The sequence below is a fragment of the Citrobacter sp. XY323 genome (assembly GCF_025106035.1).
In the GTDB taxonomy this organism is placed as follows: Bacteria; Pseudomonadota; Gammaproteobacteria; order Enterobacterales; family Enterobacteriaceae; genus Citrobacter; species Citrobacter braakii.
In genome coordinates this window covers 422,064-444,984 of the sequence record NZ_JANYUK010000001.1, presented here as the reverse complement: position 1 = coordinate 444,984, position 22,921 = coordinate 422,064, and the positions used below count along the sequence as shown (strand labels likewise).

Genomic DNA, 22,921 nt, shown 5'->3' with positions numbered 1-22,921 from the left:
ACAAAACACACACACCAACGCTGCGCTTCACAGTTTTTTATTGTGATATTCTTTTTTTAATCGCGATGCTGAAAAAACGGCTTAGCCATCGCTTGAATCCGTATTTTTATTGATTTCAATCAGCAAGAGTTATCGGTTTATTAGGCACATTCTGTCACCACTTTTTACTTTTTTTAGTTTTTTAACTTTCTGGGCAGCAATGCGACAGGGGAAACAATGTTGACATTTATTGAACTCCTTATTGGGGTTGTGGTTATTGTGGGTGTAGCGCGCTACATCATTAAAGGTTATTCCGCGACAGGCGTACTGTTTGTCGGCGGTCTGGTTTTGCTGATTATCAGTGCGTTGATGGGCCATAAAGTTTTGCCGTCTAGCGCAGCAACGACGGGCTATACGGCAACAGACATTGTTGAATATATTAAAATTTTGCTGATGAGCCGTGGCGGCGATCTCGGCATGATGATTATGATGCTGTGTGGTTTTGCCGCCTACATGACGCATATTGGCGCGAATGATATGGTGGTTAAGCTGGCCTCTAAGCCGCTGCAGTATATCAATTCACCTTATCTGCTTATGATTGCCGCCTATTTTGTCGCCTGCCTGATGTCCCTGGCGGTCTCTTCAGCAACCGGTCTGGGCGTATTGCTGATGGCGACATTGTTCCCGATCATGGTTAACGTTGGGATTAGCCGTGGCGCCGCAGCGGCCATTTGCGCCTCCCCAGCCGCTATTATTCTTTCGCCAACATCCGGTGATGTAGTGCTGGCTGCAAAAGCCGCGGAAATGCCGCTGATCGATTTCGCGTTTAAAACCACGCTGCCAATTTCCATTGCCGCCATCATTGCTATGGCGATTGCCCACTTTTTCTGGCAGCGTTATCTGGATAAAAAAGAGAACATTTCTCATGAAATGTTAGATGTGGCTGAAATTACCACTACCGCCCCGTCGTTTTACGCCATCTTGCCATTTACCCCGATCGTTGGCGTCCTGATTTTCGATGGGAAATGGGGCCCACAGCTTCATATCATTACGATTCTGGTGCTGTGCATGCTCATCGCTGCTGTACTGGAGTTCGTACGAGGATTCAACACCCAGAAGGTTTTCTCGGGTCTGGAAGTCGCCTACCGTGGTATGGCGGATGCCTTTGCTAACGTGGTGATGCTGTTAGTCGCGGCGGGCGTTTTTGCCCAGGGTCTGAGCACAATCGGCTTTATTCAGAGTCTGATTTCTATCGCCACCTCGTTTGGCTCCGCGAGCATTATTCTGATGCTGGTACTGGTGATCCTGACTATGCTGGCGGCAATGACCACGGGGTCCGGTAACGCACCGTTCTATGCCTTCGTTGAGATGATCCCGAAACTGGCGCACTCTTCTGGTATTAACCCGGCTTACCTGGCTATCCCGATGCTGCAGGCATCAAACCTTGGACGCACAATCTCTCCGGTCTCCGGTGTGGTTGTCGCTGTCGCAGGGATGGCAAAGATCTCTCCGTTCGAAGTAGTGAAACGTACCTCGGTTCCGGTTCTGGTTGGACTGCTGGTTGTGATTATCGCAACTGAAGTGATGGTGCCGGCGACGTCCGCCCTGATTGGCGGTTAACGATAACTGTCAGTATCTGACCTTGATACGCAAAATCATTTAAGCTGCATCAAGGCGGCAAGTGAAGACATCCCCAGTACCATAGATAATTATGTGACTGGGGTTTCTTCACGCAGCCCACAAAGAGGCAGCTTCAAGGATGACGTGAATTAGCCGCCGTGATAAATACGCTGCGGCCTCCCCACCTTACCGTGAATAATCTCCGCAATAATCAAATGACGGCTGGCACAGTACTCCAGGTAGCGCCTGGAGGTGGTACGGCTGATAGTGAGCGCCTGGGCGATCGTTTCCGCAGTATGATGTACCGTCGGATCGGCAAATAATTTCAACACCGCATTCAGCGTTAACGCATCAATTCCGGTCGGCAAATCGCCTTTCGGTTCGCCGCGCGCATAAGCATTAAACATTTCATCAATCTGCTTTTGACTGGCGCTGTCATTACCGGCCAACATGCGTCTGCGCTGTTGATAACGCGTCAGCGTCTGTCCCAGGCGCTCGTAGGCAATGGGTTTGACCAGATAATCAAACGCGCCGCTGCGCACGGCCTCGGAGACCGTTTCCATGTCGCTGGCCGCCGTGGTAAACACCACGCCCCCCGGATAACGCGTCTGGGTTAGCTCATGCAACAACGTAATTCCCTTGCCGTCCGGCAAGTAGTTATCGAGCAGAATCAAACCGGGCTTAAAACGCTCAATCATCATCCTCGCTTGCGCAAGATTACCCGCCAGCCAAATCTGGCTGAAGCCGGGTATATGGCGGATATATTCAGCATGCATTTCCGCCAGTAGCGTTTCATCCTCAACGATCAATAGCGTTAATGGTTCCGTCATTATTTTTTTTCACTTTCGGAAGAAATAAAGAAAATAAGGTGCCGCAGGGGGAGTTATCTTCGAGTGTAATCACCCCGTTACAGCGCCTCACATAACTTGCAATCAGATACAAACCGATGCCATGTTCACCTGGTTCATCGGTACGGGTGCTCACACCCTGTTCAAATATTTTTTCACGCAATGCTTCCGGTACACCGCATCCCTGATCGGCAACTTCGATGATCACGTCATCCCCTTCATCGCTCAAATAGAGTTCGACGATCTTGTTGCCTTGCTGGGTGCGCAAGCTCGCTTCAAATGCATTATCAAGCAGATTGCCAACAATTGCTGCAAACTCTGTGCTATCCAGCCCCTCAGGGAGTTGATGCAGTTGACTGCCAGGAACGATAGTCATAGTGAGGCCCAGTTCACGTGCACGCTGCACCTTGCCAAACAACAGACCGGCTACCTGACGATCGGCAAACGCGCCACGCAGGCTGTCAATCAGTTGCTGTTGCGCCTGCGACTCCCCCTGCACCATTGCCAGCACCCGGTCATACTCTTTCATTTGCAGCAGGCCATTAATGGTCGACATCCAGTTAAGGTGTTCATGACGCAGCGTTCTCAGGCTCTCTACATACTGTTTGATCTGCGTTAATTGCGCATTAAGAGTAGCAATTTCATCTTTACTACGAAAACTGATGATTGCCCCAAGCAGTTCATCGCCGGAGCGAATCGCCTCACGGTTAGCGATAACGCTCAGGCCATTAAAGTTCACCATCGCGTCCTGTCGTTTTTCCGCAATCTGCTGGGTGAAAAAGTCAGTCGGCTGAACCACCTCACTAACCGGTTTTCCAAGCCACTTTCGTCCAGGCGAAGACAGTCCCAGCATTTTCCTCGCGCTGCGGTTTATGGCGGTGATATACCCATCAGGGTCCACGGCGATCAAACCTTCATATACCGAGCTGAATAGCGCTTCCTGCTGACGCACTACCCGCGCAATTTGCTTAGGCTCCATCCCCAACATCTGCCGGCGAATATGGGCGGCAAATAACCAGGAGAGCAGCATAAGTACCAGCAACAGCAGGATAAACACCCCTGCCATTGGGAGTAAAAAGTCCGATCGCCAGCTATCGATTTTACTGATCAGATAGCCAATTGAGACCACGCCAATGATTTTGCCATCGTCATCAAAGATGGGCGTTTTGGCGCGCATCGCCATCCCAATCGACCCTTTGCCGGTAATAAAGTAACTTTCCCCTCTTTCCAGCGCGCCGGGTTTGGTGAACTGCATCGGGTAGCCAATTTTTTCCGGATTTGGGTGGTAAAGGCGGACAGAGTTGGTATCCCCGATAACCACATAGTCGAAGTCAGTCCCGCTCTGCAGTTTGTCGGCAATGGTCGCCAGACGCTTGTAATCACGATGCTTCACCGCCGCGATGATACTGTCGTTAGAGGCGATGATTTTGGCCTGGTTCATCGCCATATCGCGGACATGCGTTGCCAGATAATCTTCAAAACTGGCGGTAAAGTATTGTGCTAACGCGGCGATAATAAAAACAGAAACGACCAAAATAAGCAGAAAGATACGCAATGGAAACGCCAGACTGCGAAAAAAAGGAAACCGTGTTTTATTTTTCTGCTCTGCCATATTTCTTCCTCAGCGACGATACCCGAAACTTATTTCTCATTGTAGTTGTAATAAAAATGTTTTATTTGCAAGTCGCGGTATAAAACAGGATCGTTGCAGATTCCCCACCTTAAATCAATTAAACAAATTAAAACCACACGCTATTTTGGAGTTAAATTAATTAAAAAACTTAAAACCATAAAACACATTAAAACCTTCTAACTTATTGTGAAATAAATCAAAAATTACCTCCAAAATACTCCTTACGATGTATGCAGCAGGGAAAAAAAGAAATACTCCGTAATAAAAAAACATTCCCTTCAATTGCAAACAAGAAGTTATCAGGTTGCTAAACAGAGCAACAAAAACAGAAACCCAGTAACAAATATAGCATCGGGGCTCTATTCACTATGTTCGGTAATAATATATTCACGCAAGTTAAACGCTCAGAAAATAAAAAGATGGCGGCTATCGCGCAATTTCTGAAAGAGAATGATTTGAGCGTTGATACAACTGTCGAAGTATTTATCACCGTCACCCGTGATGACCGCCTGATTGCCTGCGGCGGCATTGCCGGCAATATCATAAAGTGCGTCGCCATCTGCGAATCCGTAAGGGGTGAAGGCTTAGCGTTGACGCTGGCGACCGAGTTAATCAACCTCGCCTATGAGCGCCACTGTACGCACCTCTTCATCTATACCAAAACCGAGTACGAGTCGCTGTTTAAGCAGTGCGGTTTTTCTACGCTGACCAGCGTTCCCGGCATTATGGTGCTGATGGAAAACAGCACCACACGTCTGAAACGCTACGCTGAATCACTGGCGAAACAGCGCCATGAAGGGAAAAAAATTGGCTGTATCGTCATGAACGCCAACCCCTTCACCAACGGACATCGTTTTCTGATCCAACAAGCAGCCGCGCAATGTGACTGGCTGCATCTGTTTTTGGTGAAAGAAGATACCTCGCGTTTTCCGTATGAAGACCGACTGGATCTGGTGCTTAAAGGGACAAAAGACATTCCACGTTTAACCGTTCATCGCGGTTCGGAATACATCATTTCCCGCGCCACGTTCCCGTGCTACTTCATCAAAGAGCAGAGCGTTATTAACCACTGCTATACCGAAATAGACCTGAAAATCTTCCGCCAGTATCTGGCCCCGGCTCTTGGCGTCACGCACCGCTTCGTCGGTACCGAGCCGTATTGCACCGTCACCTCCCAGTACAACAACGATATGCGCTACTGGCTGGAGACCCCAACGCTTCCCGCCCCACCGATTGAACTGGTGGAAATTGAGCGGCTGTGCTTCCAGGAGATGCCGATTTCTGCCTCCTGGGTGCGCAAGCTGCTGGTTAAAAAAGATCTCACGGCTATCGCATCCCTGGTCCCTGACGCCACGCTGCACTATCTGCAAAGCATGGTTGAGCGGGCCTCATCGGGTGCGGCAGTCCGCCAAAATACCCCCGCATTAGCAACAGGTGAAAAATGAAAATAAACCAGGCAGCCGTCGCAGGCACACTCGAGTCCGGTGATGTGATGATTCGCATCGCCCCACTCGATTCGCAGGATATTGACCTGCAGGTTAACAGTAGCGTCGAAAAGCAGTTCGGTGATGCCATCCGGGCCACCATTCTGGACGTTCTGTCCCGCTACAACGTACGCGGCGTGCAATTAAATGTTGATGATAAAGGCGCACTGGACTGCATTTTACGTGCGCGACTGGAAGCACTACTGGCCCGCGCTGGCGGTATTCCTGCACTGCCATGGGAGGATTGCCAGTGATTAGTGAATCTTTGCAGCAACGTAAAACCCGTACCCGCCGCAGCATGCTGTTCGTACCGGGCGCCAATGCCGCCATGGTCAGCAACTCGTTCATCTATCCGGCAGATGCGCTGATGTTCGACCTGGAAGACTCCGTCGCGCTGCGCGAGAAAGATACTGCTCGCCGTATGGTGTACCACGCGCTGCAGCATCCGCTGTATCACGACGTTGAAACTATCGTGCGCGTAAACGCCCTCGACTCCGAATGGGGCATTAACGATCTCGAAGCCGTGGTACGCGGCGGCGCTGACATCGTGCGTTTACCGAAGACCGATACCGCGCAGGATGTCATCGACATCGAAAGCGAAATCCTGCGTATCGAGAAAGCCTGTGGCCGTGAGCCCGGCAGTACCGGTCTGTTAGCCGCCATCGAATCGCCGTTAGGCATTACCCGCGCGGTAGAAATTGCCCACGCTTCCGAGCGCCTGATCGGTATTGCACTGGGTGCGGAAGATTATGTGCGTAACCTGCGCACTGAGCGCTCTGCGGAAGGGACTGAACTGCTGTTTGCCCGCTGCTCTATTTTGCAGGCGGCACGCTCTGCCGGCATTCAGGCGTTCGACACCGTTTATTCCGATGCCAACAACGAAGCGGGTTTCCTGCATGAAGCCGCACACATCAAGCAACTGGGTTTTGACGGTAAGTCGCTCATCAACCCGCGCCAGATCGAGCTCCTGCACAACCTGTATGCGCCGACACGCAAAGAGCTGGCTCACGCGCGCCTGGTCGTGGAAGCCGCTGAAGCCGCCGCTCGCGAAGGCCGTGGCGTAGTTTCCCTGAACGGCAAAATGGTCGACAGCCCGGTTATCGAGCGCGCCCTTCTGGTTATCTCCCGTGCAGAACTTTCAGGCATTCGCGAAGAATAAGGCAAAAAAATGACGCAGAAAATCGAACAGTCTCAACGCCAGGATCGCGTGGCGACCTGGAGCCGTCATGCAGAAAGTGAGCTTTCCGCTTATCAGAGCACCGCAAAAGTAGAATTACAGGCGCAAAAACCGCGCGACAAAAAGCTGTGCGCTAACCTGGAAGACGCCATTCGTCGTTCAGGTTTACAGGATGGCATGACCATCTCTTTCCACCACGCTTTTCGCGGTGGCGATCTGACGATTAACCTGGTGATGGACGCCATCGCCAGAATGGGCTTTAAAAATCTGACGCTGGCCTCCAGCTCCCTGAGCGACTGCCATGCTCCGCTGGTTGAGCACATCCGTCAGGGCGTGGTCAGCCGTATTTACACCTCCGGGCTGCGTGGCCCGCTGGCGGAAGAGATCTCGCGTGGCCTGCTGGCCGAGCCTGTGCAGGTCCACTCCCATGGCGGCCGTGTACACCTGGTGCAAAGTGGCGAACTCAGCATTGATGTGGCGTTCCTCGGCGTACCGTCCTGCGACCAGTTTGGTAACGCTAACGGCTATACCGGTAAAGCGTGCTGTGGTTCACTGGGCTATGCCCGCGTCGATGCCGAAAATGCAAAACAGGTTGTCCTGCTGACTGAACAGCTGCTGACCTATCCACATAACCCGGCCAGCATTACGCAGGATCAGGTGGATCTGATTGTACAGATCGATCAGGTCGGCGATGCGGACAAAATCGGTGCTGATGCGACACGCATGACCACCAACCCGCGTGAACTGTTAATTGCCCGTAGCGCGGCAGACGTCATTGCTAACTCCGGTTACTTCAATGAAGGCTTCTCACTGCAGACAGGAACCGGCGGCGCTTCTCTGGCCGTTACTCGTTTCCTGGAAGACAAGATGCGCAGCCGCGATATCCGTGCTGACTTCGCCCTGGGCGGCATCACCGCTACCATCGTTGACCTGCACGAAAAAGGCCTGATTCGCAAACTGCTGGACGTACAGAGCTTTGACCGTAACGCGGCAGAGTCGCTGGCCCGCAATCCAAACCACATTGAGATCAGTGCCAACCAGTATGCCAACTGGGGCTCAAAAGGCGCCTCCGTCGATCGTCTGGACGTCGTGGTACTGAGCGCGCTGGAAGTTGATACCAGCTTCAACGTTAACGTACTGACCGGTTCTGACGGCGTACTGCGCGGCGCATCCGGCGGTCACTGCGATACTGCGGTTGCCGCTGCGCTTTCCATCATTGTCGCTCCGCTGGTTCGCGGACGCATCCCGACGCTGGTTGATAACGTCCTGACCTGCGTAACCCCAGGCTCCAGCGTAGACATCCTGGTCACTGACCACGGTATCGCCGTTAACCCTGCGCGTCCGGAACTGGCTGAACGTCTGAAAGAAGCCGGTATGAAAGTGGTGTCCATTGAATGGCTGCGCGAACGTGCACAGCAGCTCACCGGTCAGCCACGCGCTATCGAATTCACCGACCGCGTGATTGCCGTTGTGCGTTACCGCGATGGCTCGGTGATTGACGTTGTGCATCAGGTGAAGGAATAAGCCATGCGCCTGCTCCCTGAACACGCCACCCAACACGCGGTTTCGATTCCCGAGCTGCTCGCCAGCCGGGATGAGAGACAAGCAAGGCAACATGCCTGGCTGACGCGTCATCACGCGCCACTGGTCTCGTTTACCGTGGTCGCACCGGGTCCGATTAAAGACAGCGCATTAACCCGTCGCATCTTTAATCACGGCGTCACCGCCCTGCTCGCGCTGGCGGAAAAATCCACCTGGATTATCAGAGAGCAAACGGCGCTGGTTTCTGCCAGCGGTCCGGAAGGTCTTTTGTCTATTGAGGCCCCGGCCCACGACCTCAAGCTCGCCACGATTGAACTTGAGCATTCACATCCGCTGGGACGGTTATGGGACATCGATGTCCTGACCCCTGATGGGGAAATTCTGTCCCGACGTCATTTCGCACTCCCTGCCCGCCGCTGTCTGCTGTGCGAGCAAAGCGCTGCCGAATGCGCGCGGGGTAAAACCCACGCGCTTTCCGACTTACTCTCTCAGATGGAGGCACTGCTGCATGATGCCGATTCCCGCAACATCAACCAATAACGCAGTCCTTCCTCTGGATCTGCCTGACGCTTACGCAACGCTTGCGTGGCGGGCCATGTTGACTGAAGTCAACCTGTCGCCCAAACCGGGTCTGGTGGATCGTATTAACAACGGCGCACATAAAGATATGGCGCTGGAAGATTTTCATCGCAGCGCTGAAGCAATTCAGGCCTGGCTGCCGCGTTTTATTGAATATGGGGCGTTTAGCGCACAGCTGTCGCCTGAAGATGTGTTGAAAGGACTGCGCCCACTGGGTATGGCCTGCGAAGCCGATATGTTTCGCGCCACCGAGGGGGTAAACACCCATAAAGGGAGCATCTTTTCACTGGGGCTGCTGTGTGCCGCCATTGGCCGCCTGCACCAGCTCCAACTGACTGTTACCGCTGAAACCCTTTGCTCAACGGCAGCAACATTTTGCCGTGGCCTAACCGAGCGCGAACTGCGCCAGAACAATCAACAACTCACGGCTGGCCAACGTCTTTATCAGCAACTGGGATTAACCGGCGCACGGGGCGAAGCCGAAGCGGGATACCCGCTAGTCATCCAGCATGCCCTGCCGCACTACCGCGCACTGCTGACTCAGGGCCGCGATCCTGAACTGGCGCTACTCGACACGTTATTGCTGCTGATGTCTATCAATGGCGACACCAACGTGGCTTCACGTGGCGGCGCAGAAGGTCTGCGCTGGCTACAGCAGCAGGCCACAACTCTATTGCAGCAAGGGGGGATTCGCACCCCTGCCGATCTCGAATACCTGCGCCAGTTCGACCAACAGTGCATTGAACGCAACCTCAGCCCAGGAGGCTGCGCCGACCTGCTGATCGTCACCTGGTTCTTAGCTCAGATTTCACAAGTTCATCATTATCACAATTAAAGATCCTTTCCGGAGAATCACACACATGTCTTTAGCAAAAGATAAAATATGGAAATTACTGGCCCCATTGGTCGTAATGGGCGTCATGTTTCTTATCCCTGTCCCTGATGGAATGCCCCCGCAGGCCTGGCACTATTTTGCCGTTTTCGTGGCAATGATTGTCGGGATGATCCTGGAGCCAATCCCGGCAACAGCGATAAGCTTTATCGCCGTAACGATCTGCGTCATCGGCAGCAACTATCTGCTGTTTGATGCTTCAGAGCTGGCCGACCCGGCGTTTAAAGCGGGTAAGCAAGCGCTGAAATGGGGTCTGGCAGGCTTCTCCAGCACGACCGTGTGGTTGGTGTTTGGCGCGTTTATCTTCGCGCTGGGCTATGAAGTCACCGGTCTGGGTCGTCGTATCGCGCTGTTCCTGGTAAAATTCATGGGTAAGCGCACCCTGACGCTGGGCTACGCGATTGTCATCATCGACATTCTGCTGGCGCCGTTTACACCGTCCAACACCGCGCGTACCGGTGGTACCGTATTCCCGGTTATCAAAAACCTGCCGCCGCTGTTTAAATCATTCCCGAACGATCCGTCCGCACGCCGTATCGGCGGATATCTGATGTGGATGATGGTAATCAGTACCAGCCTGAGCTCCTCTATGTTCGTTACCGGTGCTGCACCTAACGTGCTGGGTCTGGAATTCGTCAATAAAATTGCCGGTATTCAAATCAGCTGGTTGCAATGGTTCCTCAGCTTCCTGCCGGTTGGTATTATTTTGCTGATCGTTGCTCCGTGGCTGTCCTATGTTCTTTACAAGCCAGAAGTTACTCACAGTGCTGAAGTTGCCGCGTGGGCTGGTGATGAACTGAAAACCATGGGTAAACTGACGCGTAAAGAGCTGACCCTGATCGGTCTGGTTCTGCTCAGCCTGGGTCTGTGGGTCTTTGGCGGTAAACTGATTGATGCGACCGCTGTGGGTCTGCTGGCAGTCTCGCTGATGCTGGCGCTGCACGTTGTCCCGTGGAAAGACATCACCCGTTATAACAGCGCATGGAACACCCTGGTTAACCTCGCCACGCTGGTCGTTATGGCGAATGGTTTAACCCGCTCAGGCTTCATCGACTGGTTCGCCAACACGATGAGCTCGCACCTGGAAGGCTTCTCGCCTAACGCGACCGTGATCGTTCTGGTGCTGGTGTTCTATTTTGCTCACTACCTGTTTGCCAGCCTTTCCGCACACACCGCCACCATGCTGCCGGTTATTCTGGCCGTCGGTAAAGGCATCCCGGGCGTTCCGATGGAACACCTGTGTATCCTGCTGGTACTGTCCATCGGTATCATGGGCTGTCTGACTCCGTATGCAACTGGCCCTGGCGTTATTATTTACGGCTGCGGTTATGTGAAGTCCAAAGACTACTGGCGTCTGGGTGCTATCTTCGGCGTTATCTACATCTCTATGCTTCTGCTGGTCGGCTGGCCGATTCTGGCAATGTGGAGCTAATCATTCGGGTTCCCGCCTGATGAAAATGATGCCAGTCAGCTAAACCTGACTGGCATTTTTTATGATTAAATAGATGATATTCAGAATTTATATAAGTATCCGAAATCATCATGACATCAACATGGCGTTATTCTTCGCTGCTGGCAGCACTTCTGCTCCCAGTTTCTGCGGCTCAGGCCGATGAACTTCAGGCAAAACAGTACGCTGATTTTGACAGCTACGTGCTGGCCCTCTCCTGGCAAACCGGATTTTGTCAGAGCCAACACGAGAGAAATCGTCAAGAGCCCGCCGAATGTCGTCTGCAAAAAGAGAGCGCGGACAAAGCAGATTTCCTGACCGTTCACGGTTTATGGCCCAGCCTGCCAAAATCCATCGCCGCCCGTGGAGTAGACAACCGCCGCTGGATGCGCTTTGGCTGCGCGACTCGCCCTATTCCCAACCTGCCTGAAGCGCGCGCCAGCCGTAAATGCGCGGCTCCCGAAACGGGCCTGTCGCTGGAAAGCGCGGCAAAACTCAGTGCCGTAATGCCCGGTGCCGGCGGGAGAACCTGTCTGGAACGTTACGAATATGCCAAACATGGCGCCTGTTTCGGTTTTGATCCCGACGCATACTTCGGCACGATGGTACGGATGAATAATGAGGTTAAGAACAGCGAGGCTGGCAAATTCCTCGCGGAAAACTACGGCAAAACCGTCAGCCGCAGCGCATTTGACGCCGCCGTCGCTAAAAGCTGGGGCAGAGAGAACGTTAAAGCCGTGAAGCTAAGCTGCCACGGCAATCCGGCCTATCTCACAGAAATCCAGTTGTCCCTGAAAGCCGACACCATTAACCAGACGTTATCCGCACAGTCATTCTTACCGCAACCGCATCCGGGTAACTGCGGTAAACAGTTTATTATCGACAAAGTGGGATACTGAAAATAACGACCGGCGCGGCAAGCTGGCGTCGGTCCATATGGTTAGCGTTTTGAACGGGCATCCGGGCGAACTAAATCAAAGCGGTGTGTTTCACTGATCGAATAATACGCCGTTGGCCCGCCCGCACGCAGTACCGGTTTTGCTTTCGCCGTCTGGTAGATGCCGCCTTCCAGTAGCGTTTCATCAATATGAATGCCCACCACTTCTCCCAGCACCAGCCAGGTTTCAACAGGCGAACCATCAGCGGTGGTCAGTTGCAGACTTTGCGATAAGCGACACTCAAAATTGACCGGGCTTTGCGCCACCCGCGGCACGCTGACTATCCGACTATCTGCCTTGCTAAGCCCGGCGGCAAAAAACTCATCTTCGCCGTGAGGCAAGCTGGCTGACGTTTCGTTCATTGCACTGGCCAACTCAAGAGTCGTCAGATTCCAGACAAACTCACCGGTGTCGATAATATTCTGCACGCTGTCTTTCCAGCCGCTGCTGGCGAAACCAATAATCGGCGGGTGATAATTAAAGCAGTTAAAGAAACTGTACGGTGCAAGGTTATGCCGACCGTCGCTGTCGCGGGAGGCAATCCAGCCAATAGGGCGCGGTCCAATGATGGCATTCAGCGGGTCATGCGGTAAGCCGTGTCCTTGTGATGGTTGATAGAAATACATAGCGTTCTCTGTTGAAGTTAACATCAGCGCAGCACAAATTATGCTTCGCTCATCTCCCTGGAAAAAGAAGATCAGCGTAGAACAATCCGCTAAAGATTACGATTGAATAAAGTTGAGCAGATCGCCGTTGATCTGTTGTTTATGGGTAGTGCAAATGCCATGCGAACCGCCAACATACACCTTCAACTGCGAGTCCGGCAGTATTTGCGCCGCAACCTTTCCGCAGGTTTCAAACGGGACAATCTGATCGTCATCACCATGGATCACCAGCGTCGGGATAGTCATCCTTTTGAGATCCTCACGCAGGTCAGTTTCTGAAAACGCGTGAATACAGTCGTACAACGCTTTGATGGAACCTTGTAAGCCCTGTTCAACAAAGCTTTCACGAACGGCTTTCGACGCATTTACGCCCGGGCGGTTGTAGCCATAAAATGCAGCGGTCAGTTCATAGAAGAAAGCAGCGCGATCGTTTATCACTCCCTCACGGATGCCATCAAACACCTCTTTCGGCACACCATTTGGGTTAAAGTCGGTCTTGATCATTATGGGCGTCACCGCGCCGATTAACACCGCTTTGGCTACCCGCTGCGTTCCATGGCGACCAATGTACCTCGCCACCTCCCCGCCCCCGGTAGAGTGTCCGACATGTACGGCATCTTTAAGATTGAGATGCGCGGTAAGTTCAGCCAGATCGTCAGCATACTGATCCATATTGTGACCATCCCAGGGTTGGGCTGAACGCCCATGCCCACGCCTGTCATGGGCGATCACCCGAAATCCTTTCGACCCGAGGAACAGCATCTGATCCTCAAACGCATCTGCCGTCAGCGGCCAGCCATGGCTAAAGACAATAGGCTGCCCACTTCCCCAATCTTTAAAATGCAAATAGCTGCCGTCTTTCAAGGTAAGTTTGTCGTACTGGCTCATGAGATCTCCTGTCGCGGAACACTGAGTTGTTTGACGCGCCCGCAGCGAGCGCTTAAAAAGCATAATGCAAATTGGAGAACGATCGCGTTTTTCGGCTAAAATCACACCATACGCAACAATATTGATGATTTGCCTGAATGTGAACTAAATCACTTCAAACCAGGGGTAAGTCTCAGTATCATCATAAAAGCTAAACCCTTGCCGCCTGACGGTGAGGGTTTTCTTTTGGGATTATTTACCTGCGCACCCGCAGTATCGACGACATGGAGTAACAAATGTCCAGACCAACTATCATCATTAACGACCTCGATGCGGAACGCATTGACCGCCTGTTGGAGCAACCTGCGTTTGCTGGTTTACCGATTGCCGACGCCCTGAACGCCGAGCTGGATCGTGCCCAAATGTGTTCACCAGAAACCATGCCGCACGATGTCGTGACCATGAACAGCCGCGTGAAATTCCGCAATCTGAGTGATGGCGAAGTCCGTGTGCGTACCCTGGTGTATCCGGCCAATATGACTGACAGCAGCACACAGCTTTCGGTAATGGCACCTGTTGGCGCTGCACTTCTGGGCCTGCGCGTTGGCGACACCATTCACTGGGAACTACCAGGCGGGACCTCAACACACCTCGAAGTCATCGAGCTTGAGTACCAACCTGAAGCTGCGGGCGACTACCTGCGCTAACTCTGTCTTATCAAAGCCACTCGCTTTATCTTACAGGGGATGCATCCGCATCCTCTTTCCGGTTAGTCCTCTGCTCCTGACTCTCACCTTATCTCCTGTTCGCAAAACATAAATCTGTGTCGTGACTGACAGAATCATTTTTAATACTATGCTGATATGTGTTCATGTAATGACAAGGAGAATGTTTATGTACAACACAATCATAATGCCTGTTGATGTATTCGAAATGGAACTGAGCGACAAGGCTATTCGCCATGCAGAATTTCTGGCACAGGAAAACGGGGTTATCCATCTGCTGCATGTGCTGCCAGGCTCAGCAAGCTTAAGCCTGCACCGCTTTGCAGCCGATGTCCGTCGTTTTGAAGAGCATCTACAACACGAAGCGGAAACCCGTCTGCAAACGATGGTCGGTCACTTCAGCATCGATCCTTCCCGTATTAAACAACACGTCCGCTTTGGCAGCGTACGTGACGTCGTCAACGAGTTGGGTGAAGAGTTGAATGCGGATGTGGTCGTCATTGGATCGCGCAACCCATCAATCAGCACTCATCTGCTCGGCTCAAACGCTTCCAGCGTTGTTCGCCACGCTACTCTGCCAGTGCTAGTTGTACGTTAATAGCCTCTAATTTGCTAAAGAAAACCCCTGCCAGGTTAACGCCTGACAGGGGTGACCATGAAAACGTAATGCAGGTTGATATAATAAAGAAAACGCCTCATCTTTCTTTGATGAAACTAATGATCAGACTCATTAAATGAATGTGTTACGCGGTTTATTGTTTCAAGAATTGACAATCTGAAAGCGTGGAAATAAAAAACCGCCAGCGGATGGCTGACGGTTTTGGCATTGCAGGTGTGTCTTACTTTTTTTATGCTACTGTCGTGCGAATCAGATAATCAAACGAACTCAATGAGGCCTTCGCGCCTTCACCGGTCGCGATGATGATCTGCTTATACGGTACGGTGGTGCAGTCACCAGCGGCGAAAACCCCCTTCACGCTGGTTTCGCACTTGGCATCGATGATGATTTCACCCATGCGATTACGCTCGACGGCACCTTCCAGCCAGTTGGTGTTTGGCAGCAGACCTATCTGTACAAAGATACCCGCCAGTTCCACACTGTGAACGTCGCCACTCACGCGGTCGCGATACTCCAGGCCGGTGACTTTGCTGCCATCGCCTTTCACTTCTGTCGTTTGCGCATTCAGAATAATATCGACGTTTTTCAGACTGCGAAGCTTATTCTGCAGCACCTGGTCAGCCTTCATTTCAGGTGCGAACTCCAGCAGCGTCACATGTTCAACAATGCCTGCCAGATCAATAGCAGCTTCAACACCGGAGTTGCCGCCACCAATCACTGCAACGCGCTTGCCTTTAAACAGCGGGCCATCGCAGTGCGGGCAGTAGGTTACGCCTTTGGTGCGATACTGATCTTCGCCCGGAACGTTCATGTTGCGCCATTTCGCACCGGTGGCAATGATAATGCTGCGTGCTTTAAGCACCGCGCCGGATGCCGTTTCAATCTGATGTAAACCGCCTTCCTGCGCCGCCGGAACCAGTTTACTTGCGCTCTGGCTGTCGATCACATCAACATCATAGTCATCAACGTGTGCTTTCAGCGCGCCCGCCAGTTTCTGGCCTTCGGTTTTCGGTACTGAGATGTAGTTTTCAATATCAACGGTATCAAGAACCTGACCGCCAAAACGTTCGCCCATCAGACCGGTGCGAATACCTTTACGTGCAGAGTACACTGCCGCTGCCGCCCCCGCAGGACCGGAACCGACAATCAGCACGTCATAAGCATCACGTTTGTTCAGCTCTTGTGCCGCACGTTTTTCTGCGCCGCTATCTACTTTCGCCACGATCTCAGTCAGCGTCATACGCCCCTGACCGAACTCTTTGCCGTTCATATACACCGCCGGAACGCCCATCACGTTGCGATCGGTAATTTCGTTCTGGAATGTACCGCCATCAATCGCCGTATGCTTGATGCGTGGATTCAGTACCGACATCAGGTTCAGCGCCTGTACCACGTCCGGACAGTTATGACAGGAAAGCGAATAATAGGTTTCAAACTCAAAATCACCGTCAAGATCGCGGATCTGCTCCAGCAACGCCTGCGCCTCTTTTGACGGATGACCACCGGTCCACAGCAGCGCCAGCACCAGGGAGGTAAACTCATGGCCCAGCGGAGAACCGGCAAAGCGCGGCCCCTGGTGAGAACCTGGATTGGTGATCAGGAACGATGGCTTGCGTACCGCCAGAGTATTGTCTTCTTTAAAGGTGACTTTTTCTGACAGTTCAGCAATTTCAGTCAGCAGTTCCTTGATTTCTGCCGATTTGGCGCTGTCATCCAGCGTAGCAATCAGCTCAACAGGTTTGGTCAGTTTCTCAAGATAAGCCTTGAGCTGGGTTTTCATATTTGTGTCGAGCATTCTTCTTCCCTCTCTGAAAACATCATCATGCAAGCCGACTTTGCGGGACTGCATTAATGCAACTTGCGTCATGGTGCTGGAATGAAACAGGCGCAAACTGCGCCTGTGGAATGGCCGGATGCACTGCGTTTATCCGGCCTACAAATTATGCGACTTAAATCTTACCGACCAGATCTAAGGATGGAGCCAGGGTCGCTTCGCCTTCTTTCCATTTCGCCGGGCAAACTTCACCTGGGTGAGAGGCAACGTACTGTGCGGCTTTAATTTTACGCAGCAGGTCAGACGCATCACGGCCGATACCTTCAGCGGTAACTTCGATTGCCTGGATGATACCCTGCGGGTCTACAACGAAGGTTGCGCGGTCAGCCAGACCTTCATCTTCACGCATGTTGTCGAAGTTACGGGTCAGGGCGCCAGTCGGGTCGCCGATCATCGCGTATTTGATTTTCGCGATGGTGTCAGAGCTGCTGTGCCATGCTTTGTGGGTGAAGTGGGTGTCAGTAGATACGGAATAGACATCTACGCCCAGTTTCTGCAGTTCTTCGTAGTGGTCAGCCACATCACCCAGCTCGGTCGGGCAAACGAAAGTAAAGTCAGCCGGGTAGAAGAAGAAGACGCTCCAGCGACCTTCGGTATCTTTCTCGGTTACTTCGATGAACTCACCGTTTTTGAACGCCTGGTTTTTGAAAGGTTTAATTTTGGTATTAATCAAAGACATCTGTACTTCCTCCGTGTTTTCGTTGAGAGATAAGTTAACGAAAATCTCTTCGCAGGGCTAATGCGTTTCCTTTATCAAATCAATAAGCGTTAACTAACAACCCACTCAAACTCATGTTGTGAACCTAAAGATAAAAGTAAAAAAGGCCCCCTTTGCAGGGAGCCTCATTACCCGAGCTACCCGCAGGTAACGTCAGTGCCAGCAGGGCTGGCTATGTGTTGCGCTCTACATTACCTTAACAAAGGTCGTAACAGCGATTGGGATTACATCACCCCACTCAAGAAAGGGCAATCGACAGACGGTCGATCTTACCTATGGCTGCGATAGGTTTTGCAACTTAGCCCCCTTTCCTTCTGATTTTATAAGGAAAATCAATGTTTAAACGTACCTTACTCTTAACCCTGCTTCCTGCCGTGGTGCACGCCGAAGAACTTCCTGCTCCCGTTAAAGCTATTGAGAAACAGGGCATTACTATTCTGAAACCCTTCGACGCGCCGGGTGGAATGAAGGGCTACCTGGGAAAATACCAGGATATGGGCGTTACTATCTATGTTACGCCTGACGGTAAACACGCCATTTCCGGTTATATGTATAACGAAAAAGGTGAAAACCTCAGTAATGCGCTGATAGAAAAAGAGATCTACGCCCCTGCCGGGCGCGAAATGTGGCAGCGAATGGAAAAAGCATCCTGGATTCTGAACGGGAAAAAAGAGGCTCCGGTCATTGTCTACGTGTTTGCCGATCCCTTCTGTCCCTATTGCAAACAGTTCTGGCAGCAGGCTCGCCCGTGGGTGGACTCAGGTAAAGTTCAGTTGCGCACATTACTGGTTGGCGTAATTAAACCCGAAAGCCCGGCTACCGCCGCAGCGATTCTGGCCGCAAAAGATCCGGCCAAGACCTGGCATGACTATGAGGCATCCGGTGGGAAAATGAAGCTACAAATCCCGACTTCCGTCTCACCGGAGCAGATGAAAGTGTTGAATATCAATCAAAAGTTGATGGATGATTTAGGCGCCAACGTCACGCCGGCTATCTATTACATGAGTAAAGACGATACGTTACAACAGGAAGTCGGCTTACCGGATAAGGAGAAATTAAACATTATCATGGGTAATAAATAAATGTAAAAAAATGAGTGGTTGTTATCATTCCCATGTCAATCACTCATTTAAATTAACTTTTTTGGTCAAAATTACGCAACATGTGCTATTTTTAGTTTAAATTAATAATTCATTAAGCACACAAACATAAATCACAAGAATATTCACAACTTAAAATATTTCAGAATTAAATTTTTCAAAACATGACCATCACAGGAAGGTATGTATGGCTAACCTCTATGACCTTAAAAAGTTCGATCTCAATCTATTGGTTATCTTTGAGTGTATTTATCAACATTTGAGTATCACTAAAGCTGCCGAAACTTTGTATATCACCCCCTCTGCCGTTAGCCAGTCACTGCAACGGCTACGCACACAATTTAATGACCCACTGTTTATCCGCTCCGGAAAAGGCCTAACGCCAACGATTATGGGGATTAACCTCCATCATCATCTTGAGAAAAACCTCAACAGTCTGGAGCAGACACTAAACATCATGAATAACTCCAGTCTGAAGAAAAAATTCGTTATTTACTGTCCACAACTGCCAACCATTATCAACATCGAGGAAGTTATTCATTTTCTCAGAGAAGACTCGCATGTCGAAATTGAGCACCATAACATACTGATCACTGCTGAAAGCACGGAAAATCTGTTGGCTTACAGAAAAGCAGATTTAGTCATTGCTACCGCTCCAGTGAGTAATCGTTCGATAATATGCTCGCCATTTAAAACTGCTGAAACAATATTAGTTTGCAACAAAAACCATCCGAGAATTAATGGAGAAAGTACGCTTGAAACAATATTAAAAGAACAGTTCACGCAACTTATCTCTGAAGATCCTGGCGTTAAAGAATACTGGCAAAAAACCAGCGCATTGCTGGCTAATCGAGATATTGGCTTCCGCAGCGACTCATTAATAACGATCATTAATATTATTTCAAACACAGATATCATAGGTCTGTTACCAAGAGATGTTTACGAACAATATATCGGCTCATTTAATTTAAAAGAGATCCGTATCGATATCCCCTTACCCAAAATAAATTTATTTTTAATGTATAACAGAGCGTCACTCAACAATACTGGCTTCGTTAATTTAATTAATAAAATAAATGATAAAAATGACCAAAGGACTAACAAGTAGAGCTTTACCTATTCATTTTATATTTTTATGAATGAAGGCAATTCAAAATAACCATGAATGTATTAAAACGTTGCACCTGGAAAAAATTAGCATATCTTATTGTCAGCATTTGTTATTGTTTTAAATAATAATTTTGATATGAGTTTAATATGTCTATTTATAAAATCCCGCTTGATCAAAACGTGCTGGACGCCGCTCTGGAGCGCATAACCTGGGCGCTGGAAACTCTGCCTCGGGTTTGTGTCTCTTTCTCCGGCGGGAAAGATTCAGGACTGATGTTACATCTGACAGCTATGCTTGCACGCCAACTGCATAAAAAAATTGACGTACTATTTATCGACTGGGAAGCCCAGTTTTCCTGCACTATTGATTATGTTGAGGCGCTTCGTGCACGTTATTCTGATGTCATCGAGCGCTTTTATTGGGTGGCTTTACCGCTCACCACCCAGAATTCCCTCTCTCAATTTCAGCCAGAATGGCAGTGTTGGGAACCCGGTACTCCGTGGGTTCGCCAGCCTCCCACGGATGCCATAACCGATCCAGAGTATTTCTCCTTCTATCAACCCGGCATGACCTTTGAACAATTTGTTCGCGAGTTCGCTGACTGGTATTCAGAGAAACGTCCAGCCGGCATGATGGTCGGGATCCGCGCCGATGAGTCATATAATCGTTTTGTCGCCATTGCCAATTCGCAAAAGCAGCGCTTTGCCGATGATAAACCCTGGACCACCAGCGCCCCCGGCGGGCATACCTGGTATATTTACCCGATTTATGACTGGAAAACTGCCGATATTTGGACCTGGTTCGCAAAAACCAGAATGTCGTGCAATCCCTTATACAATCTCATGTATCAGGCCGGTGTCCCAACACGTTACATGCGTATTTGTGAGCCCTTTGGCCCGGAACAGCGTCAGGGATTATGGCTATATCACGTCATTGAACCCGAGCGTTGGGCAACCATGTGCGCCCGTGTCAGCGGTGTAAAAAGTGGCGGAATTTATGCCGGTCAGGACAACCATTTTTACGGGCACCGCAAAATATTGAAACCCGAACATTTAAACTGGCAGGAATACGCCATGCTGCTGCTCAACAGCATGCCGGAAAAGACCGCTGAGCATTATCGCAATAAAATCGCCATCTATTTGCAGTGGTATAAGAAAAAGGGCATGGACAATATCCCGCAAACTCAGGAAAAAGATATTGGCTCAGCGGATATTCCGTCATGGCGGCGTATCTGTAAAGTCCTGCTGAATAACGACTACTGGTGCCGGGCGCTGTCATTCAGCCCCACAAAACCCAAAAACTACCAACGTTATAATGAACGCATGAAAATAAAACGCCAGCAATGGGGAATCTTATGCAACACCGACTAACTCAAGAACTCACTGGTTTTCTTTCTGGGCTGTCAGAAGAAGAACGAATTGAAGCAATCAACCAATTCAGAATGGCTATCCACAGCGTCAGCCCTTTTCGTGAAGAGCCAGTAGACTGTGTACTATGGATTAAAAACGAGCATATCTCACCCAATGACTATAACCCCAATAACGTTGCGCCTCCGGAGAAAAAGCTGCTGCAGAAATCCCTCGAAGCAGACGGATTCACGCAGCCCATCGTGGTAGTTCACTCCACGGCGGAAGAATACGAAATTGTCGATGGTTTCCACCGTCATGAGCTAGGTAAAAGCAAACCGTCGCTGAAATCACGCCTGCATGGCTACCTGCCGGTCACCTGTTTACAGCGTGAGCGCCATGAACGCATGGCAGCGACAATTCGTCATAACCGTGCCCGTGGGCGGCATAAAATTCATGCCATGTCGGAAATCGTTCGTGAATTATCACTACTGGGATGGAGCGCAGAGAAAATCAGTAAAGAGTTAGGTATGGACGACGATGAGGTTTTACGTCTGAAACAAATTAACGGTCTGCAAGAGTTGTTTGCCGACCGTCGCTTCTCCAAAGCCTGGACAGTAAAATAGCTACAGCGCAACCAGACGTTCGGCTGCCGCCAGCAGCGTCGATTCTTGCTTGGCAAAACATAGGCGAATCAGCTTATGCGGGAAAGGATCGGCGCAGAAAACCGACAACGGGATCGCGGCAACGCCTACTTCTTTGGTCAGCCACTGGCAAAACTCAACGTCGTTAAGCGTGGAGACGGCACTGTAATCGACCAGCAGAAAATAGGTGCCTTCACACGGCAAAATTTCCAGCCGGCTGTCACGCAGCGCGTTCACCAACACATCGCGTTTTTTCTGATAAAAGGCTGGCAACTCACGATAGTGTGTTGGATCCTCCCGCAGCATATCCGCCAGCGCCAACTGAGCCGGCGTATTCACTGAGAACGTCAGATACTGGTGTACCTTGCGTAATTCAGCGCTAATGGCGGCAGGCGCAACGCAGTAACCGACTTTCCAGCCGGTCATATGGTAGGTCTTCCCAAACGATGAAACGGCAACGGCGCGTTCGCGCAGCTGTGAATGCGCCAGCACGCTGGCATGTCCTTGTCCGGCGAAGCAAATGTGCTCATAAACTTCGTCGCTGATGACAAAGATCTCGCGTTCTCTAATCGCCTGCCACAGGGCATCAAAATCGGCGTGATGCCATACGGTGGCGGAAGGATTGTGCGGCGTGTTAAGGATCACCAGTCGGGTACGATCGCTGAGTACAGCGCTAAATTCCTGCCAGTTGACGCGAAAAGACGGCGGTTGCAGCGCGATACGTTTAACTACGCCGCCGGATAATTCGACCGCGGGCGCATAGCTGTCGTAGCTCGGGTCAAAACAAATCACCTCATCGCCAGGACGCACCAGCGCCGTAATTGCGGCGAACAGCGCTTCTGTGGCCCCCGCCGTCACGGTCACTTCACTATTCGCATCAGGTTTATAGCCATACAACTGCGCGGTTTTATCCGCAATGGCTTCGCGCAGCGGCTGTACGCCCGTCATCGGCGCATACTGGTTTGCGCCATGCGCGACGTGATACGCCAGACGTTCCTGCAAAAAAAGTGGGCCGTCAAAATCAGGAAATCCCTGCGAGAGGTTAATGGCCTGATGCTGCTGCGCCAGCGCGCTCATTTGCGTGAAGATAGTGGTGCCAAGATTAGGCAGTTTGCTTTGCGGAATCAGCGGGTTATTACTCATTATTGTT

General features: G+C 51.0%; 22 protein-coding genes. 15 read left to right on the top strand and 7 right to left on the bottom strand.

The features are described from left to right. Positions 1-216: 216 nt before the first annotated feature. Positions 217-1,599 (top strand): anaerobic C4-dicarboxylate transporter DcuC, encoded by a 1,383-nt coding sequence (gene dcuC / locus N0B36_RS02030; RefSeq protein ID WP_047501759.1) that lies wholly within the window; start codon positions 217-219, stop codon positions 1,597-1,599. A 149-nt stretch (positions 1,600-1,748) separates the two neighbouring features. Here dcuC and dpiA read toward each other — a convergent pair whose 3' ends face one another. Then, complete coding sequence (dpiA, locus tag N0B36_RS02025; RefSeq protein WP_016152226.1) at positions 1,749-2,429, bottom strand: two-component response regulator DpiA; 681 nt, start codon at positions 2,427-2,429, stop codon at positions 1,749-1,751. After that, entirely contained in the window at positions 2,398-4,059 is a 1,662-nt protein-coding gene (gene dpiB, locus N0B36_RS02020; RefSeq protein WP_046274583.1) for a sensor histidine kinase DpiB, read from the bottom strand. Before dpiB ends, dpiA begins: the two co-directional genes overlap by 32 nt. Positions 4,060-4,448: 389 nt before the next feature. Here dpiB and citC point away from each other — a divergent pair, with 389 nt between their 5' ends. From citC to rna, 8 genes are all read left to right on the top strand, one after another. Further along, positions 4,449-5,525, top strand: a complete 1,077-nt coding sequence (gene citC, locus N0B36_RS02015; RefSeq protein ID WP_016152224.1) for a [citrate (pro-3S)-lyase] ligase — start codon at positions 4,449-4,451, stop codon at positions 5,523-5,525. Continuing rightward, a complete protein-coding gene (gene citD, locus N0B36_RS02010) occupies positions 5,522-5,818 on the top strand; it encodes a citrate lyase acyl carrier protein (protein WP_003831276.1) in 297 nt (98 codons plus the stop codon). Before citC ends, citD begins: the two co-directional genes overlap by 4 nt. Next, positions 5,815-6,723 (top strand): aldolase/citrate lyase family protein, encoded by a 909-nt coding sequence (locus N0B36_RS02005; protein ID WP_019076252.1) that lies wholly within the window; start codon positions 5,815-5,817, stop codon positions 6,721-6,723. Before citD ends, N0B36_RS02005 begins: the two co-directional genes overlap by 4 nt. Before the next feature lie 9 nt (positions 6,724-6,732). Continuing rightward, positions 6,733-8,265 carry a citrate lyase subunit alpha gene (gene citF / locus N0B36_RS02000; RefSeq protein WP_016152222.1) on the top strand — a complete coding sequence of 511 codons (1,533 nt, stop codon included), beginning with the start codon at positions 6,733-6,735 and terminating at the stop codon, positions 8,263-8,265. A 3-nt stretch (positions 8,266-8,268) separates the two neighbouring features. Further along, the gene (gene citX, locus N0B36_RS01995) at positions 8,269-8,823 is read left to right on the top strand and encodes a citrate lyase holo-[acyl-carrier protein] synthase (RefSeq protein ID WP_046274581.1); all 555 of its coding nucleotides are present in this window, start codon (positions 8,269-8,271) and stop codon (positions 8,821-8,823) included. Next, positions 8,792-9,697 (top strand): triphosphoribosyl-dephospho-CoA synthase CitG, encoded by a 906-nt coding sequence (citG, locus tag N0B36_RS01990; RefSeq protein ID WP_016152220.1) that lies wholly within the window; start codon positions 8,792-8,794, stop codon positions 9,695-9,697. Before citX ends, citG begins: the two co-directional genes overlap by 32 nt. A 25-nt stretch (positions 9,698-9,722) precedes the next feature. Further along, entirely contained in the window at positions 9,723-11,186 is a 1,464-nt protein-coding gene (gene citT, locus N0B36_RS01985) for a citrate/succinate antiporter CitT (protein WP_016152219.1), read from the top strand. A 110-nt stretch (positions 11,187-11,296) separates the two neighbouring features. Beyond that, entirely contained in the window at positions 11,297-12,103 is an 807-nt protein-coding gene (gene rna / locus N0B36_RS01980; protein WP_153690625.1) for a ribonuclease I, read from the top strand. 41 nt (positions 12,104-12,144) lie between these two features. Here rna and N0B36_RS01975 read toward each other — a convergent pair whose 3' ends face one another. Both N0B36_RS01975 and N0B36_RS01970 read right to left on the bottom strand, forming a co-directional pair. Next, the gene (locus N0B36_RS01975) at positions 12,145-12,768 is read right to left on the bottom strand and encodes a flavin reductase family protein (protein ID WP_016155958.1); all 624 of its coding nucleotides are present in this window, start codon (positions 12,766-12,768) and stop codon (positions 12,145-12,147) included. Positions 12,769-12,864: 96 nt separating this feature from the next. Continuing rightward, positions 12,865-13,695, bottom strand: coding sequence for an alpha/beta fold hydrolase (locus tag N0B36_RS01970; protein ID WP_141874962.1), 831 nt, complete (start codon positions 13,693-13,695; stop codon positions 12,865-12,867). Positions 13,696-13,970: 275 nt separating this feature from the next. Here N0B36_RS01970 and rnk point away from each other — a divergent pair, with 275 nt between their 5' ends. Both rnk and uspG read left to right on the top strand, forming a co-directional pair. Continuing rightward, positions 13,971-14,381, top strand: a complete 411-nt coding sequence (gene rnk / locus N0B36_RS01965) for a nucleoside diphosphate kinase regulator (protein ID WP_005120853.1) — start codon at positions 13,971-13,973, stop codon at positions 14,379-14,381. A 187-nt stretch (positions 14,382-14,568) separates the two neighbouring features. Next, the gene (uspG, locus tag N0B36_RS01960) at positions 14,569-14,997 is read left to right on the top strand and encodes a universal stress protein UspG (protein ID WP_016152215.1); all 429 of its coding nucleotides are present in this window, start codon (positions 14,569-14,571) and stop codon (positions 14,995-14,997) included. Between the two features lie 250 nt (positions 14,998-15,247). Here the strand turns inward: uspG and ahpF are convergent, their stop codons facing one another. Together ahpF and ahpC are read right to left on the bottom strand one after the other, a co-directional pair. Next, entirely contained in the window at positions 15,248-16,813 is a 1,566-nt protein-coding gene (gene ahpF, locus N0B36_RS01955) for an alkyl hydroperoxide reductase subunit F (RefSeq protein ID WP_016152210.1), read from the bottom strand. Positions 16,814-16,967: 154 nt separating this feature from the next. After that, complete coding sequence (gene ahpC, locus N0B36_RS01950; protein ID WP_004859485.1) at positions 16,968-17,531, bottom strand: alkyl hydroperoxide reductase subunit C; 564 nt, start codon at positions 17,529-17,531, stop codon at positions 16,968-16,970. Positions 17,532-17,905: 374 nt separating this feature from the next. Between ahpC and dsbG the strand changes: the two genes are divergently transcribed. The 4 genes from dsbG (at position 17,906) to N0B36_RS01930 (ending at position 21,753) form a co-directional block, all read left to right on the top strand. Continuing rightward, the gene (dsbG, locus tag N0B36_RS01945; protein WP_259685815.1) at positions 17,906-18,652 is read left to right on the top strand and encodes a thiol:disulfide interchange protein DsbG; all 747 of its coding nucleotides are present in this window, start codon (positions 17,906-17,908) and stop codon (positions 18,650-18,652) included. A 205-nt stretch (positions 18,653-18,857) separates the two neighbouring features. Next, positions 18,858-19,778: a DNA-binding transcriptional repressor CitR gene (citR, locus tag N0B36_RS01940; RefSeq protein ID WP_049282450.1), complete on the top strand. Its 921-nt coding sequence runs from the start codon at positions 18,858-18,860 to the stop codon at positions 19,776-19,778. A 149-nt stretch (positions 19,779-19,927) separates the two neighbouring features. Continuing rightward, positions 19,928-21,151, top strand: a complete 1,224-nt coding sequence (locus N0B36_RS01935) for a phosphoadenosine phosphosulfate reductase (RefSeq protein WP_049282451.1) — start codon at positions 19,928-19,930, stop codon at positions 21,149-21,151. Continuing rightward, positions 21,136-21,753: a ParB/RepB/Spo0J family partition protein gene (locus N0B36_RS01930; protein WP_046275109.1), complete on the top strand. Its 618-nt coding sequence runs from the start codon at positions 21,136-21,138 to the stop codon at positions 21,751-21,753. Before N0B36_RS01935 ends, N0B36_RS01930 begins: the two co-directional genes overlap by 16 nt. Here N0B36_RS01930 and N0B36_RS01925 read toward each other — a convergent pair whose 3' ends face one another. Further along, positions 21,754-22,914: a pyridoxal phosphate-dependent aminotransferase gene (locus tag N0B36_RS01925; RefSeq protein WP_181220693.1), complete on the bottom strand. Its 1,161-nt coding sequence runs from the start codon at positions 22,912-22,914 to the stop codon at positions 21,754-21,756. Between the last annotated feature and the right edge of the window lie 7 nt (positions 22,915-22,921).